The organism is Caballeronia temeraria (assembly GCF_001544795.2).
Classification (GTDB): Bacteria; Pseudomonadota; Gammaproteobacteria; order Burkholderiales; family Burkholderiaceae; genus Caballeronia; species Caballeronia temeraria.
On record NZ_FCOI02000004.1, the window covers coordinates 413,900 to 427,043 of the forward strand.

The window sequence follows — 13,144 nt, forward strand, 5'->3', positions numbered from 1 at the left end:
CGGCAGCATGGACGGGTCCTTCGTAAGGAACCCTCAAATTCTGAATTTGGAGTCGAACACATGTTGAGCTTGCACACCGTGAATGGCGTTCTGTTAAAGTACACTCCAGCGTACACACGGAAACCCGTCATGCCCATCACCCGAATTTTCCGCAACGGCAACTCGCAAGCGATCCGCATTCCCGCCGAACTCGCGTACCCCGACACGGAAACCGAAGTCGAAATAGAACGCGTAGGCGACGAGCTTCGTATCCATCCGGTGCGTCGTTCGCTTGCCGGCGCGCTCGAACGCTTCAAGCGCTTCGACTCCGATTTCATGGCGTCCGGCCGCAACGAGCCGCAACAAGACGACCGGGAGTTCTTCTGATGCCGCGTTATCTGCTCGACACGAACATGTGCATTTATCTGATGAAGCATCAGCCCGAGCAGGTGGCGCGGCGCTTCGCGCAATGCTACGTCGGCGACGTCGTCATGTCTTCGATCACCTACGCCGAACTGCAATTCGGCGTCGCGACGAGCGCGAGCCCCGCGCGCGAGCGTGTCAATCTGGCGTCGCTCGTCGAGCTGATCGAGGTCGCGCCGTTCGGCGAAGATGCCGCCGCCGCGTATGGCCCGATCAGACACGCGTCGCGAGAACGGAACCGAGGCGCGCTCGACAAGCTGATCGCCGCGCACGCGGTCGCGCTGGGCGTGCCGATCGTCACGAACAACGTCAAGGACTTCGAACACTACCCCGGCGTGACCGTCGAAAACTGGCTCGAAGACAAAGCGTGACGCCGCAACTCGCTCTCACGATGCGCTAACTCTGCCCCATCAGACTTCCCTCACACGCCGCACGCGGGAGGGAAAGATGAAGATCGAACCGACGCACATCGTCGCCGCATGGCTGATCGCGGCGGACGCGAAGAACGATGCATCGACCGAAGAAAGGACCGTCGACACGGCCGCCTCTTTCGAACCGATGCGCTACGAAGAACGGGCGCTCGAATCGCGCCCGGATTCACGTCAGGCCGTCACGCGCGTGATCCCGCCGCTCGACAGCAGACGCACGCGCTGGCCCGCATAGAACATCTGGCCATCGGCGGCCTGCGTGATCGCGCGCAGATCGCCGTTGTCGAGACGCACGGTGATTTCGAGGCCCTTCTGCCGTTCGAGATGATCCTGAACCTGATCGCCCGCTACCGCGCCCGCGATTCCGCCGATCACACCGGCAAGCAAGGAGCCGTGCCCTTCTCCGACGGCGCTGCCCGCGACCGCGCCGAGCAGGCCACCGCCGATCGCGCCGAACGGAGCCGGGTGGCCGTCGTTGTTCTCGATCGTCACGCCGCGCACGCTTTCGACCGTCGCCATGCGCACGGTTTCTTCGTGCTGCGTCTGCATGCTGTCGTAGACGTCGGCGGAACTGCCCATCGACGCGCAACCGCTCATGCCGAGCGTGCAGGCAACGGCCAATGCGCATACGGCGATGGTCGACTTGTTCATGTTCTTGCTCCTCAGGTCGGACGATTGTCTTGTTGGGCCCGGCTCGCGTTTCGTGTATCGCGATGCCATGAGACGCATCGTAAAGAGGCTGAATGAGCGCCGAATGAGGGGGCGCGGCGCGCTTGACCTGCATGAATGAAGCGCTTATACAGATCACTCACCGCTCGTGACCGGAGTCCCGAATGACAAGAAACGCGATTTCCATCGTGGTTTGCGCCATCGCTCTCGCTGCGTGTTCAACCGGTGGCCCCGGCAGCGCGCCGCCGCCCGGCACCGTCACCACGACCCTGCCTTCGGGCGGCGTCTACAAAGGCACGCTCAACGGCAGCTCGGCCGAAGCCACGCTTCTCATGCTCTTCGACGGCACCGCCTATCTGTTCTACGGAGGCACGGGCGGCACGGGACTCGCGGGCGTCGCGGTCGCGAAGAACGGCGCGCAGTCGAGCGACGGCCGCTTCGCCAGCGATTCCGCGTTCGACTATCGGATCGGCAAGGCGCCTGCATCGGCGGCTGTGTTCAGCGTGAATTTCGCGCATGCGCCCGCGGTCGACGGAACCGTCGCGAACAAGGACGGCAGCGCCGGTCTCGCGTTCTCCGGCAGCGCCGCACCGATGCTCGACATCGCGCCGACCCGCCCCAACGCGGGCGGCCTTTACAACGGACGCGGCATGGCGCTCGGCGGAACGACGCAGACGCACATCACGCTCGCCGGCGACGGCTATCTCGCCGGCACGACGACATCCGGCTGCATCTTCAAGGGCACGGCGGCGCCGCACGAAGGCGCGAACGCCTACGACGTCTCGGTGACCTTCGGCCCCGCGCCCTGCCCGCTTCCCGACAAAACCGTGACCGGTAACGCGGTGCTCGACGGCGCGCGCTTGCTCGTCGCCCTGCCGAGCCCGGACCGTTCGGATGTCTTTCTTTTCGATGGCCGGAAATAGATGCCGCATGCGGCCGCGCGGCGCTGCGAAAATTAGTCATCCATTGCTTACATAAGCGTTTTCTATCCTAAGATTCTTTCACTGCAGGCAGCGTCGTGGCGTTGGCGTCGGTTGCTTTCCTGGCTGTGCGCTTCGGCGAAAGTAGTCGTGTGTTGTTCAGTGCAATTTCCGAGAGCAGTCTTGTTTGCATGGGTTCGGACGACGGCGACCGCACGCCCGATCCGGCCGACAACAACAGGAGACAACCTAGATGAACGCAACGCTCAAGCTTTTGCCGTTGGCAGCCAGTGCGATGTTCGCCTGCCTGCCGTATGCGAACGCCGCGCAGGACAATGTCAGCACGCTTTCGAATTTCCGTCAGACCGGCAACGCCACGCCGCCGGAGACCATCCCGCAAACCGGCCAGACCGCCGACGCGCTGCGCAAGAATCTCAGCGAGATCAAGCTGCCGCCGGGCTTCAAGATCGAGTTGTATGCGGTGGTGCCCGAAGCGCGCGCCATGACGATCGAGCCGTCGACGGGCGTCGTGTTCGTCGGCACCCGCAAGAATCGCGTGTGGCAGGTGACGGACCGGACCAAGCAGCGCGTCGCGAGCGATGTGGTGCAGTTCGCGTCATCGGTGCCGTTCAAGGTGCCCAACGGCGTGTGCTTCTCGCCGGACGGCGTGCTCTACGTGGTCGAGCAGAATCGCGTGCTCGGCTTTCCGGCGGCGCAGTTTTTCGGCGAAGGCGGCCCGGACGTCGCGGCGGCGGTCGTCGTGCCGCAGGGCAAGCTGATTCCGACGCAGTTCGAAAGCTTCAATCACGGCGCGCGCTACTGCCGCATCGGGCCGGACAAAAAGTTGTACATCGCGCTCGGCCAGCCGTGGAACGTGCCGCCGAAGGACAAACTCGCCGAGCTCGACAAAAACGGGCTCGCCGGCATTATCCGGCTGGATCAGGACGGCAAGAATCGCGAAGTCTATGCGCATGGCGTGCGCAACTCGGTCGGTCTGGATTTCAATCCGAAAGACAAGACGCTCTGGTTCACGGATAACCAGGTCGACGGCATGGGCGACGACATTCCGCCCGGCGAGCTGAATCACGCGACGAAGGGCGGCGAGAACTTCGGCTTCCCGTGGTACGGCGGCGGCAAGGTGCGCACGGTCGAGTACAAGGACCAGAATCCGCCTGCGGGCGTCGTGTTCCCGCAGGTCGAGTTCGCCGCGCACGCCGCCGATCTCGGCATTTCGTTCTATAACGGCAAGATGTTCCCGCAGAAATATCAGGGCGGGATTTTCGATGCGGAGCACGGCTCGTGGAACCGCACGAAGCCGATCGGCGCGCGGATCATGTTCACGCCGATCAAGGACGACGGCACGGCGGGCGAGACGGAAGTGTTCGCGGAAGGCTGGCTCACGGGCAGCGGCGAGTATATGGGCCGTCCCGTCGACGTGCAGATGCTGCAGGACGGCTCGCTGCTTGTCTCCGACGACTACGCGGGCGCGATCTACCGCATCTCGTATACGGGGGCCAAGTGAAGCGCGCGCTGACGGCGATGATGCTGGCCGGCGTGCTGTCGGCGGCGCCGCACGCGTCGTTCGCCGCCGGCGACATCAAGGCGGGGCGCGCGAAGGCGACGGCGTGCGCGGCGTGTCATGGCATCGACGGTATGTCGAAGTTGCCGGAAGCCCCGAATCTCGCGGGTCAGACGGAGGAATATCTCGTGAAGGCGCTCAACGATTTCCGCACGGGCGAGCGCAAGAACGAAATGATGTCGATGATGGCGAAAACCTTGTCCGACGCGGATGTCGCCAATCTGGCGGCCTATTACCACAGCCTGGGCAAACAGTGACATCGGCCGATGTGTTGCAAATTTGCTGCGGTCGATTCCCGATTGCGATTTTTTTTGTTTTAGGTGTTGACGTGGAGGCTTAAGGGTTTATACTTACACCTGTCTCCTCCATGTCTCAACCGATGTGGATTCAAGCCCGCTCAACTGAAGCGGGCTTTTTTTTCGCCCGTCGAAACGATTCCGCGGTCAGTTTTCCTTGCCGGGATTCGCGAGCAATTCCGAGCGTCCGATCACCTGTTTCGCCGTGTCGGCCTTGTCCGCATCCGAGAAACCGGCCGCCTCGATGACCGGCGTGAGCGCCCTGAGCGCGACCTGTGGTTTTGCGCTGCGCAACGACGCCATGCCTTCGTTCCACGCGTGCAGCATCTGCCTGGCGATCCAGTGCCATCGCGTTTCGTTCTTCGCCGCTTCGACGACGTCTTTCCCGGTCGACACGGCTGCATCGCACAATGCTTCGACCATCTCCCGATATCGCTTCGGCGCAATGCCGAGCCGCGTGTTGAAGAAGCGTTCGAGCGTCCGTCCGGGCGCCCACGTCTTGCGGCCGTCGACGCTCAACCCCGGCGGATTGTTCGCAAAGCGCGGGTAGGCCTCGGTGGTGACGATGTCGTAGGCGGGCGTGTAGAGCACATCGTCGATGTTCGAGTACAGCAGCGCGATGTTCTTGGCGTGACAATCCGCGTTACGCACGACGTAATTCGCGATGAGCAGCCAGCCGAGCTGCTCGGCCTCGCGCCGCCAGTTCGCGGCGGCGATATACGGTTTCGTTGCGTTGAGCACCTGTTCCGTCGACGGGCGGTACTTTTCATGCGGAGGCAGACCGAGCAGGCTGCAGGCATCTTCGACGCCGTATGCCGGTTTGCCCTCCTCGTCGACGTCGAACCGGTCGACGACGAGCACGCGGCCATCGTCGGACATCGTGGTTTTCGCGACGCGCGCAACGCCGAGTCTGGCGAGCACTTGCATCGAATAATGTTCGTTGAATCCGAGGTAAGGCGTTTGCTCGTCGGAGCCCTTGATGATGTGCCGGCTCGTGCGCAGCGTCTGCTTTCCAACCGGCGCCTGAGCCGACGGGCGTTCCGGCGCGAGAAACTTGGGCACCGCGCCGGAAATCGCGGCCCGCGCGTAGTACCGCACGAGTTCGGCGAAGTGTTCGGTCGTGATGTCTTCGTGCAGCAGGCTCTTCAGGTCGAGCGGCTCGAGTTCGCCGCCCTGCTCGCCGCCTTCGGGCGCGACGGTCACCCGGCCGATGCCCGAACCACCGATGACGGCCAGCAGCGAAAGGTCCGTGCCGTCGAGATAGGGGCCAAACTCCTCGCGGATCACCTGAAGGAGAAAACCCTCGGGCAGGTTCTGGCGAAAAAAGGGATGCAGGTCGCGGGGCCAGACCCAGGCTTCTTCGCGAACGGGCATGGCGAGGCTGACGAAGTCTTCGGTTGTGGCGTCGGCGTTGTAACGCAGCGCGTAATCGTCTGCCTGACGGTAGAGATGCCCGACGAGTTTGCCCTTGACGTACACGTGAAGGCGCATGCTATCGGCCTCCTGCGTTGCGTTGTTCGGTCAGGACGTCGTCGAGGGTGCGCGCGTGGCCGCGCTTGACGGCCCGCAGATCGTAGCCGGCTGCTTCGAGAAGCCGAACGAGCGCGGACACGCTCATGTCGCCGCGCGCGAGCGTTTCCATGCGCGCGAGCGTCGTACGCGCGACACCCGCGCGTTCCGCGAGTTCTTTCTGTGAAAGCCCCGCCGCGCGGCGGGCATCTTTCAGCATCTCTCCGATATCGGCCAATGTCGTCATGTGTAGCCCCGGGGCGTCTGAAATCGCCCAAACCGGTTTAATTGTAGCCCGGCTGCTACAACTTGGCTATTCGGAAACGTATCCTTCAGGATACAAAAATGGTCGAGATCGTTGATTTGGTAGCCAGCAGGCTACAAACAGACGGCAAAGGGGAACACGAAAGGCAAGACGACTGCGCCTCCCCGTTAAGGCGCAGCCGTCTTGCTTGCTCCAGCGTCTGCGGTGGTCTCCTGACGCGCCCCTCGCGCAAGGCTTGGGGTTACCTTCCCAGGCTCTCAGGCCTCGATGCTTTATGTTGTCCACAGAAATCGTGCACAAGCCTGTGGATATCGTTTCGTTTTCTTCCGCAATGCATTGATTCGAAAACACTTACACCCGACGCCCAGCAATACGCCCCGTTCGCGCGCCGGAATCAGTCCGCATTCGGCGTGCAGGCGGCGAGCACCGCGTCGATGCGATTCATCTCGATACTGAAAATCGACTGCGGCGCGGTGGCGTTCAACTCGTCCGCGGCGGAGCGCGGCAGCGCCATCGCAATGGTGGCGGTCGCGAGCAGCGCAACGACCACCGACAGGAACCAGGAAAGAACGACCATCGCCAACCTCGTCAAGAAAAGTCTCTCTGAATCGGCGCGCGTGAACGTCAGCGCGTGATGTGAAGAGTACGGCTGCGCGGCGCTTCGCACAGCCCTACGGACGGGGGGACGTGAAGGAGGGTAACGTCTACGGACGCAACTTCGGCGCGGGAACGGTCGATACACCCTGCGCGAGCGCGGCGGCTTCCTGCGCCTGCATCGCACGGACGAAGCCCTCGCGCTCCCGCAGACGCAGCCAATAGTCCGCGATCGACGGCGCGAAGCCTTCGCTCTGACCCAGCAGTTCCGCGAGCATCAGCGCATAGCCGACGGAAATGTCCGCCGCCGTGAAGCGCCCCGCGCACAAATACGGCTGCGCATCGAGAAGCGGCGCGAGCGTGCGCAGGCGCGCGTGGAACCAGCGCGCGTAATCCTCGACGATTTGGGGCTGCAAACGCTCCGGCGGCTCCAGATGCGCATAGCGCAGCACGAGCGTCTGCGGAAACGTCAGCGTCGCTTCGCCGAAATGGAGGAAATTGAGATAGCGGGCGAAATCGGCCTCGTGCGGCGCGACATCGAGCGCGCCGGGCGAATAGCGCGCCGCCAGATACTGGCAGATCGCCGACGACTCGGTCATGAAGACCGCATCGTCGGAATCGTCGGTCAGCGCCGGAATCGTGCCGAGCGGATTCACGTCCTTGAAACCGCGCGCGAACACGCGCGGCGGAAACGGCATCATCTTCAGGTCATACGGCACGCCGATCTCTTCCAGCGCCCACAGCGGCCGGAACGAGCGCGCGCTCACGCAGTGATGCAGCGTAATCACGTCGATGCCTCCGTCGCCTCAACCGAGCCAGGACGGCTTGCGTTTCTCCAGGAAACTGCGCACGCCTTCGCGCCCTTCGTCCGACGCGCGAATGCGCGCGATGCGCTCCGCGGTCTCCCCGATCAACGATTCGTCGATGTCCTTGCCCGCGAAATCCGCGACCAGCGACTTGCATTCGCGCACGGCGTTCGGACTGTTCGCGACGATGCTCGCGGCGATCGCCTCGACGCGCGCATCGAGCTGATCGGCGGCGACGGCCTCGTGCACGAAACCGAGACGCAGCGCTTCGGCGGCATCGAAGCGCTCCGCCGTCACGAAATAGCGATGCGCCGCGCGCGCGCCCATCGCGCGGATCACGTACGGCGCGATTGTTGCGGGCATCAGGCCGAGCTTCGCTTCGGAGAGACAAAAGTGCGCGGAATCCGCCGCAACCGCGATGTCGCACACCGCGACGAGCCCCATGCCGCCCGCGTACGCATCGCCCTGCACGCGCGCGATGACCGGCTTCGAGCAGGCGTAGATCGTGTTGAGCATGGTGGCCAGGGCGAGCGCATCGGCGCGATTTTCCGCTTCCGAATAGCCCGCCATGCGCTTCATCCAGTTGAGGTCCGCGCCCGCGCAGAAGGCCGGGCCGCTTGCGGCGAGAATGATGGCGCGCACGGTGGTGTCGTCGTCGAGCGCGCGGAAGGCGGCGGTCAGCTCGACGATGGTCGCGTCGTCGAAAGCATTGCGCACATCCGGGCGATCGAGCGTCACGCGCGCCACGTGTCCTTCGATGCCGAGCTTCAGCCGTTGCAGATTCGACGCGTCGGTCATGGTGTCGTCTCCCTGGTACTCGAATTGAGCAGCGCTCAATTTATATTGTCTAGCAATCTGTGCTTCGCTGGTTAGTGTCGTCGAAAAAGGTACAGACGGTCAACTCAATCATTTGAGCAACACTCACAAATTCGCCATACGACAATCATCCGACGGGAGCTATGTCCGACATGTCGTTAAGCAGACATGCGGCAACGTAATATAGTCGTATATATTACGGTGCTCGCCGAACCGCACGGCCACACGCTCGCGGCCTCCAGTTGCCGCCCGAGGTCGATCCATAACAAGAATGTCAACTCGATTCAAGGAGCTTTACGTGAAGACTCGTATTTTGCGCGCTTTGCTTTCCGCGTTCGTTCCGTTGGCCGCGGGCATCGCTGCCACGTCGGCGCTGGCCGGTGAAGTGCAGGTCGCGGTCGCGGCCAACTTCACGGCGCCCGTGCAGGCCATCGCCGCCGACTTCGAGAAGGACACCGGCAACAAGGTCGTCGCATCGTTCGGCGCAACGGGTCAGTTCTACGCGCAGATCAAGAACGGCGCGCCGTTCGAAGTGTTCCTCGCCGCCGACGACTCCACGCCCGCCAAGCTCGACAGCGAAGGCGCGACCGTGCCCGGCAGCCGCTTCACCTACGCGACGGGCGCGCTCGCGCTGTGGTCGGCGAAGGACGGCTACGTCGACGACAAGGGCGAAGTACTGAAGAAGAACGACTTCAGGCACATCGCGATCGCGAATCCGAAGGCCGCGCCGTACGGGCTCGCCGGCTATCAGACGCTCGACAAGCTCGGCCTGACCAACGAAATCAAGCCGAAGGTCGTCGAAGGTCAGAACATTTCCCAGACGCAGCAGTTCGTCGCGACGGGCAACGCGGAACTCGGCTTCGTCGCGCTGTCGCAGATCTACAAGAACGGCAAGATCACGAGCGGCTCGGCGTGGATCGTGCCGGCGAATCTTCATGAGCCGATCAAACAGGACGCCGTTATCCTGAGCAAGGGCAAGGACAATCCGGTCGCGAAGCAGTTCATCGAGTACCTGAAGGGTCCAAAGGCCGCCGAAGTCATCAAGTCCTACGGCTATCAACTCTAACTGCGCCGATGCCGCTCGATAGCCCCGACCTCCAGGCCATCACGCTGACGCTCGAACTGGCGTCGCTGACGACAGCGCTGCTGCTCGTCGTCGGCACGCCGATCGCGTGGTGGCTCGCGCACACGCATTCGAAGCTGAAGGGCATCGTCGGCGCGGTGGTGGCGTTGCCGCTCGTGCTGCCGCCGACGGTCATCGGCTTCTATCTGCTCGTGCTGATGGGGCCGAACGGTTATGTCGGCAAATTCACGCAGGCGCTCGGCATCGGCTTGCTGCCGTTCACGTTCGCGGGGCTCGTCGTCGGCTCGTTGATCTATTCGCTGCCGTTCGTCGTGCAGCCGCTGCAGAACGCCTTCGAAGCCATCGGCCGACGTCCGCTCGAAGCCGCCGCGACGCTGCGCGCCGGTCCGTGGGACACGTTCTTCACGGTGGCGCTGCCGCTCGCGCGGCCGGGCATCATCACCGCGACGATTCTCGGCTTCGCGCATACCGTCGGCGAATTCGGCGTCGTGCTGATGATCGGCGGCAATATTCCGGGGCGCACGCGCGTCGTGTCCGTGCAGATCTTCGATCACGTCGAGGCGCTCGAATACGCGCAGGCGCACTGGCTCGCGGGCGGCATGGTGATATTCTCGTTCATCGTTCTTCTGCTGCTCTATTCCGGCCGACGCTCCGTCACGGCTCATGTCTGAACTCATTTCAAACCGTCTGACGCTCGGCCGCGCGCACAGCCGAACCGGGCAAGCCATCGAGGCGCGCTTTCTCGTCGAGCACCAAGGCTTCACGTTCGATATCGATCTCGCGCTGCCAGGACGCGGCGTCACCGCGATCTTCGGCCACTCCGGTTCAGGCAAAACCACGCTTCTGCGCTGTCTCGCCGGACTCGCGCGGCCGCGCGCCGGACGGCTCGTCGTCAATGGCGAAATCTGGCTCGATACCGAACGCAACATTTTTTTGCCGACACACAAGCGCCCGCTCGGCTACGTCTTTCAGGAAGCGAGCCTCTTTGCACATCTGAGCGTGAAGAAGAATCTGCGCTTCGGGCTGGAGCGCGTGAAGGCGGCGGAGCGGCGCGTGGACCTGTCGCAGGCGGCGGAACTGCTCGGCATCGGGCATCTGCTGGACCGCATGCCCGCCGGATTGTCGGGCGGCGAGCGGCAACGCGTGGGCATCGCGCGGGCGCTTCTGACGAGTCCGCGCCTGCTCCTGCTCGATGAACCGCTCGCATCGCTCGATCAGAAACGCAAGCTCGAAATCCTGCCGTATCTCGAACGTCTGCACGACGAGCTCGATATCCCCGTGCTCTACGTGAGCCACGCGCCGGAAGAAGTCGCGCGCCTCGCGGATCATCTCGTGCTGCTCGAAGGCGGCCGCGCGCTCGCGAGCGGCCCGATCGCCGATACGCTCGCGCGGCTCGATCTGCCGCTCGCGATCGCCGACGATGCATCGGTCGTGTTCGAAGGTACCGTCGACGGATACGACAGCGACTACGGCCTGCTCACGCTGGCGTTGCCCGGCTCCGGCGCGAAGCTCGCCGTCGTGCATGCGCCGATGGCCGAAGGCAAAACGATGCGCGTCGCCGTGAAAGCGCGCGACGTGAGTCTCATCACCGGCACGCACGAACACGAGCGCAGCAGCGTGCTCAACGTGCTGCCCGCGACGGTCGTCGGCATGGCGAAGGACGCGAATCCGTCGCAGGCCGTGGTGCGGCTCGATGTCGGCGGCTCGCCGCTGCTCGCGCGCGTCACGCGTTACTCGCTGGACCGGTTGAGCATCGTCGAAGGCATGCAACTGTGGGCGCAGGTGAAGGCGGTCTCGCTACTCGCCTGAGCGTGCGTTCAGCGCGGCGTATTGCAGCAGCATGATGGTCTTGCCATCCATGATTTCGCCGCGCTCGATCATCTGCATGGCCGTCTGCAACGGCACTTCGATCGTCTCGATTTCCTCGCCCTCTTCCTCGACGCCGCCGCCGTCCGACACGCGCATCGAGCCGTCGTAATCGCCGATATAGAAATAGAGCTTCTCCGTCACCGATCCCGGGCTCATGAACGCCTCGAAGATCTTCTCGACGTGATGCACGCGATAACCCGTTTCCTCCTCGACCTCCGCGCGGATGCGCTCTTCCGGCGTTGCGTCGTCGAGCAGGCCGCCGGGCGTCTCGATCAGCATGCCGTCATGTCCGTTGACGAAAGCGGGCATGCGGAACTGGCGTGTAAGCAGTACGTTGCCCGTCTTGCGATCGCGCAGCAGGATGGTCGCGCCGTTGCCGCGATCGTACGTTTCGCGGCTTTGACGCTGCCAGGCGCCGTCGCGGCGCTGGAAATCGAAGGTCACTTTTCTGAGGACGTACCAGTCGTCGGACAGCACTTCGGTCTTGAGAATGCGCACGCGCTCTTTCGTTTCCATCGGTTCACCTGTTCGACAAGTCGTTGAACTCATGGTAGCGTGCAGTTTCGTGCAATATCAAGAAAATTCGTGCAAAACAATGTTGACGAGCCAACGCAAGAAAGCGATCCTCGATGCCCTCAAGCGCGACGGGCAAGTGCTCGCCACTGAGCTGAGCGCGCGCTTCGGCATCTCCGAGGACACGGTACGGCGCGATCTGCGCGAACTCGCCGCCGAAGGGCTGTTGCAGCGTGTACATGGCGGCGCGCTGCCCGCCTCGCCGGCGCTCGCCTCTTTCGCGCGGCGCGAAGCAATGGAGTCGGACGCGAAGCGGCGCATCGCGAAGAAAGCGGCGGAGATGATCGCGCCGGGGCAAGTCGTGATCGTCGATGGCGGCACGACGTCCGCGCTGCTCGTGCGTCAGCTTCCGGACAACCTGTCCGCGACGATCGTCACGCATAGCCCGAGCGTCGCGGTTGCGCTGGCGGAACATGCTTCGGTCGACGTCGTGCTGATCGGCGGCAAGCTCTACAAGCATTCGATCGTCTCCGTGGGCGCGGCCGCCGTCGAAGCCATGTCGCACATCCACGCCGACATCTATTTCATGGGCGTCACGGGCGTTCATCCGACGGCCGGCCTCACCACCGGCGATTTCGAGGAAGCGCACATCAAGCGGGCGCTCGCGGCGCGCGCGGCTGAAACCGTCGTGCTCGCATCGGCGGCGAAGCTCAATGCGGCGTCGGCGTACAGGATCGGCGGGATCGAACTGGCGCAGACGATCATCGTCGAAGATGCCGCCGACGCGACGCTCACCGAGCCGATCGAGCGAGCCGGAATAACCGTGCTGCGCGCCTGAATCAGCGACACTTTGTTACCGGGTAACGCGCCGAAAAATACGCGTCGGCTCGTGTAATTGAATTTCTCCAGCAAAGGGAATAGCGTTGAAAGATGCGCCATGTCCAGTCAACAGCGGAGGCCGGAATTCCGTTATGGGCGTCGACATCGCAAACAATTTCTTCTGGAGAAGGACGTGAATCGCCTCAAGGCTTTTGTCGCGCTATCGCTGGTCGCGAGCGCGGGCGTGGCCGCCAACGCGTACGCCTGGTCGCACGTTGGCGTGTGGGTCGGCGGACCCGTGTATTACCCGTATCCCGTCGCGCCCGCACCGGCGCCGTATTACTACTATCCGCCGCCGCCCGTGGTCGTCCAGCCTGCCGCGCCGACTCAGTATGTCGAGCAGGGCCAGCCCGCCGCCGATCCGGGCGCGCCCGCGCAGGAACCGGGCATGTGGTACTACTGCGACTCCGCCAGGGCCTACTACCCGTACGTGAAGCAATGCGCCAACGCATGGCGTCCGGTTCCGGCGACGCCGCCGCCGTCGAACTGATGCTTTCGGCACTCAGAAATCCGAT

At 63.6% G+C, this 13,144-nt stretch carries 18 protein-coding genes; 11 read left to right on the plus strand and 7 right to left on the minus strand.

Features of this window, described 5'->3' with window-relative positions:
* Positions 1-129: 129 nt before the first annotated feature.
* From vapB to AWB76_RS09090, 3 genes are all read left to right on the plus strand, one after another.
* Positions 130-366, plus strand: coding sequence for a type II toxin-antitoxin system VapB family antitoxin (vapB, locus tag AWB76_RS09080; RefSeq protein ID WP_061159777.1), 237 nt, complete (start codon positions 130-132; stop codon positions 364-366).
* A complete protein-coding gene (locus AWB76_RS09085) occupies positions 366-773 on the plus strand; it encodes a type II toxin-antitoxin system VapC family toxin (protein ID WP_061159778.1) in 408 nt (135 codons plus the stop codon). The genes vapB and AWB76_RS09085 overlap by 1 nt, the downstream gene beginning before the upstream one ends.
* 76 nt (positions 774-849) lie before the next feature.
* Complete coding sequence (locus tag AWB76_RS09090) at positions 850-1,065, plus strand: hypothetical protein (RefSeq protein WP_061159779.1); 216 nt, start codon at positions 850-852, stop codon at positions 1,063-1,065.
* Here AWB76_RS09090 and AWB76_RS09095 read toward each other — a convergent pair.
* Positions 1,005-1,481, minus strand: a complete 477-nt coding sequence (locus tag AWB76_RS09095) for an outer membrane lipoprotein (protein WP_061159780.1) — start codon at positions 1,479-1,481, stop codon at positions 1,005-1,007. The genes AWB76_RS09090 and AWB76_RS09095 overlap by 61 nt on opposite strands.
* A 182-nt stretch (positions 1,482-1,663) precedes the next feature.
* Here AWB76_RS09095 and AWB76_RS09100 point away from each other — a divergent pair, with 182 nt between their 5' ends.
* The 3 genes from AWB76_RS09100 to AWB76_RS09110 all read left to right on the plus strand — a co-directional run bounded on the left by AWB76_RS09100 (position 1,664) and on the right by AWB76_RS09110 (position 4,255).
* A complete protein-coding gene (locus AWB76_RS09100; RefSeq protein WP_061159781.1) occupies positions 1,664-2,422 on the plus strand; it encodes a hypothetical protein in 759 nt (252 codons plus the stop codon).
* Between the two features lie 250 nt (positions 2,423-2,672).
* Positions 2,673-3,941 carry a PQQ-dependent sugar dehydrogenase gene (locus AWB76_RS09105; RefSeq protein ID WP_061159782.1) on the plus strand — a complete coding sequence of 423 codons (1,269 nt, stop codon included), beginning with the start codon at positions 2,673-2,675 and terminating at the stop codon, positions 3,939-3,941.
* A complete protein-coding gene (locus AWB76_RS09110) occupies positions 3,938-4,255 on the plus strand; it encodes a c-type cytochrome (RefSeq protein WP_208606550.1) in 318 nt (105 codons plus the stop codon). Before AWB76_RS09105 ends, AWB76_RS09110 begins: the two co-directional genes overlap by 4 nt.
* A 186-nt stretch (positions 4,256-4,441) precedes the next feature.
* On the opposite strand, the gene AWB76_RS09115 is transcribed toward AWB76_RS09110, so the two are convergent.
* The 5 genes from AWB76_RS09115 to AWB76_RS09135 all read right to left on the minus strand — a co-directional run bounded on the left by AWB76_RS09115 (position 4,442) and on the right by AWB76_RS09135 (position 8,266).
* Positions 4,442-5,785, minus strand: a complete 1,344-nt coding sequence (locus AWB76_RS09115) for a type II toxin-antitoxin system HipA family toxin (protein ID WP_061159783.1) — start codon at positions 5,783-5,785, stop codon at positions 4,442-4,444.
* Position 5,786: 1 nt separating this feature from the next.
* A complete protein-coding gene (locus tag AWB76_RS09120) occupies positions 5,787-6,050 on the minus strand; it encodes a helix-turn-helix domain-containing protein (RefSeq protein WP_061159784.1) in 264 nt (87 codons plus the stop codon).
* Between the two features lie 412 nt (positions 6,051-6,462).
* Positions 6,463-6,645 (minus strand): hypothetical protein, encoded by a 183-nt coding sequence (locus tag AWB76_RS09125; RefSeq protein ID WP_061159785.1) that lies wholly within the window; start codon positions 6,643-6,645, stop codon positions 6,463-6,465.
* A 127-nt stretch (positions 6,646-6,772) separates the two neighbouring features.
* Positions 6,773-7,450: a glutathione S-transferase family protein gene (locus AWB76_RS09130; protein WP_061159786.1), complete on the minus strand. Its 678-nt coding sequence runs from the start codon at positions 7,448-7,450 to the stop codon at positions 6,773-6,775.
* Positions 7,451-7,468: 18 nt separating this feature from the next.
* Positions 7,469-8,266, minus strand: coding sequence for an enoyl-CoA hydratase/isomerase family protein (locus tag AWB76_RS09135; protein WP_061159787.1), 798 nt, complete (start codon positions 8,264-8,266; stop codon positions 7,469-7,471).
* 316 nt (positions 8,267-8,582) lie between these two features.
* On the opposite strand from AWB76_RS09135, the gene modA reads away from it, so the two are divergent.
* From modA to modC, 3 genes are read left to right on the plus strand one after another with little or no spacing between them, the layout of a single operon-like run.
* A complete protein-coding gene (gene modA, locus AWB76_RS09140) occupies positions 8,583-9,350 on the plus strand; it encodes a molybdate ABC transporter substrate-binding protein (RefSeq protein ID WP_208606551.1) in 768 nt (255 codons plus the stop codon).
* Between the two features lie 8 nt (positions 9,351-9,358).
* Positions 9,359-10,039: a molybdate ABC transporter permease subunit gene (modB, locus tag AWB76_RS09145; protein WP_061159789.1), complete on the plus strand. Its 681-nt coding sequence runs from the start codon at positions 9,359-9,361 to the stop codon at positions 10,037-10,039.
* Entirely contained in the window at positions 10,032-11,177 is a 1,146-nt protein-coding gene (modC, locus tag AWB76_RS09150; protein WP_061159790.1) for a molybdenum ABC transporter ATP-binding protein, read from the plus strand. Before modB ends, modC begins: the two co-directional genes overlap by 8 nt.
* On the opposite strand, the gene AWB76_RS09155 is transcribed toward modC, so the two are convergent.
* Positions 11,166-11,753, minus strand: a complete 588-nt coding sequence (locus tag AWB76_RS09155) for an NUDIX domain-containing protein (protein ID WP_061159791.1) — start codon at positions 11,751-11,753, stop codon at positions 11,166-11,168. The two genes, modC and AWB76_RS09155, sit on opposite strands and share 12 nt — an antisense overlap.
* Positions 11,754-11,784: 31 nt before the next feature.
* Here AWB76_RS09155 and AWB76_RS09160 point away from each other — a divergent pair, with 31 nt between their 5' ends.
* A complete protein-coding gene (locus AWB76_RS09160; RefSeq protein ID WP_061159792.1) occupies positions 11,785-12,588 on the plus strand; it encodes a DeoR/GlpR family DNA-binding transcription regulator in 804 nt (267 codons plus the stop codon).
* A gap of 174 nt (positions 12,589-12,762) precedes the next feature.
* Positions 12,763-13,119: a hypothetical protein gene (locus AWB76_RS09165; protein ID WP_061159793.1), complete on the plus strand. Its 357-nt coding sequence runs from the start codon at positions 12,763-12,765 to the stop codon at positions 13,117-13,119.
* Positions 13,120-13,144: the final 25 nt, after the last annotated feature.

Excerpts from the sequence above, each read along its gene's own strand:
- AWB76_RS09115 (WP_061159783.1), bottom strand. The coding sequence starts at position 5,785 with ATGCGCCTTCACGTGTACGTCAAGGGCAAACTCGTCGGGCATCTCTAC.
- AWB76_RS09120 (WP_061159784.1), bottom strand. The coding sequence starts at position 6,050 with ATGACGACATTGGCCGATATCGGAGAGATGCTGAAAGATGCCCGCCGC.
- AWB76_RS09090 (WP_061159779.1), top strand. The coding sequence starts at position 850 with ATGAAGATCGAACCGACGCACATCGTCGCCGCATGGCTGATCGCGGCG.
- vapB (WP_061159777.1), top strand. The coding sequence starts at position 130 with ATGCCCATCACCCGAATTTTCCGCAACGGCAACTCGCAAGCGATCCGC.
- AWB76_RS09125 (WP_061159785.1), bottom strand. The coding sequence starts at position 6,645 with ATGGTCGTTCTTTCCTGGTTCCTGTCGGTGGTCGTTGCGCTGCTCGCG.
- AWB76_RS09095 (WP_061159780.1), bottom strand. The coding sequence starts at position 1,481 with ATGAACAAGTCGACCATCGCCGTATGCGCATTGGCCGTTGCCTGCACG.
- AWB76_RS09155 (WP_061159791.1), bottom strand. The coding sequence starts at position 11,753 with ATGGAAACGAAAGAGCGCGTGCGCATTCTCAAGACCGAAGTGCTGTCC.
- AWB76_RS09160 (WP_061159792.1), top strand. The coding sequence starts at position 11,785 with ATGGTAGCGTGCAGTTTCGTGCAATATCAAGAAAATTCGTGCAAAACA.
- AWB76_RS09100 (WP_061159781.1), top strand. The coding sequence starts at position 1,664 with ATGACAAGAAACGCGATTTCCATCGTGGTTTGCGCCATCGCTCTCGCT.
- AWB76_RS09135 (WP_061159787.1), bottom strand. The coding sequence starts at position 8,266 with ATGACCGACGCGTCGAATCTGCAACGGCTGAAGCTCGGCATCGAAGGA.
- modB (WP_061159789.1), top strand. The coding sequence starts at position 9,359 with ATGCCGCTCGATAGCCCCGACCTCCAGGCCATCACGCTGACGCTCGAA.
- AWB76_RS09085 (WP_061159778.1), top strand. The coding sequence starts at position 366 with ATGCCGCGTTATCTGCTCGACACGAACATGTGCATTTATCTGATGAAG.
- modC (WP_061159790.1), top strand. The coding sequence starts at position 10,032 with ATGTCTGAACTCATTTCAAACCGTCTGACGCTCGGCCGCGCGCACAGC.
- AWB76_RS09105 (WP_061159782.1), top strand. The coding sequence starts at position 2,673 with ATGAACGCAACGCTCAAGCTTTTGCCGTTGGCAGCCAGTGCGATGTTC.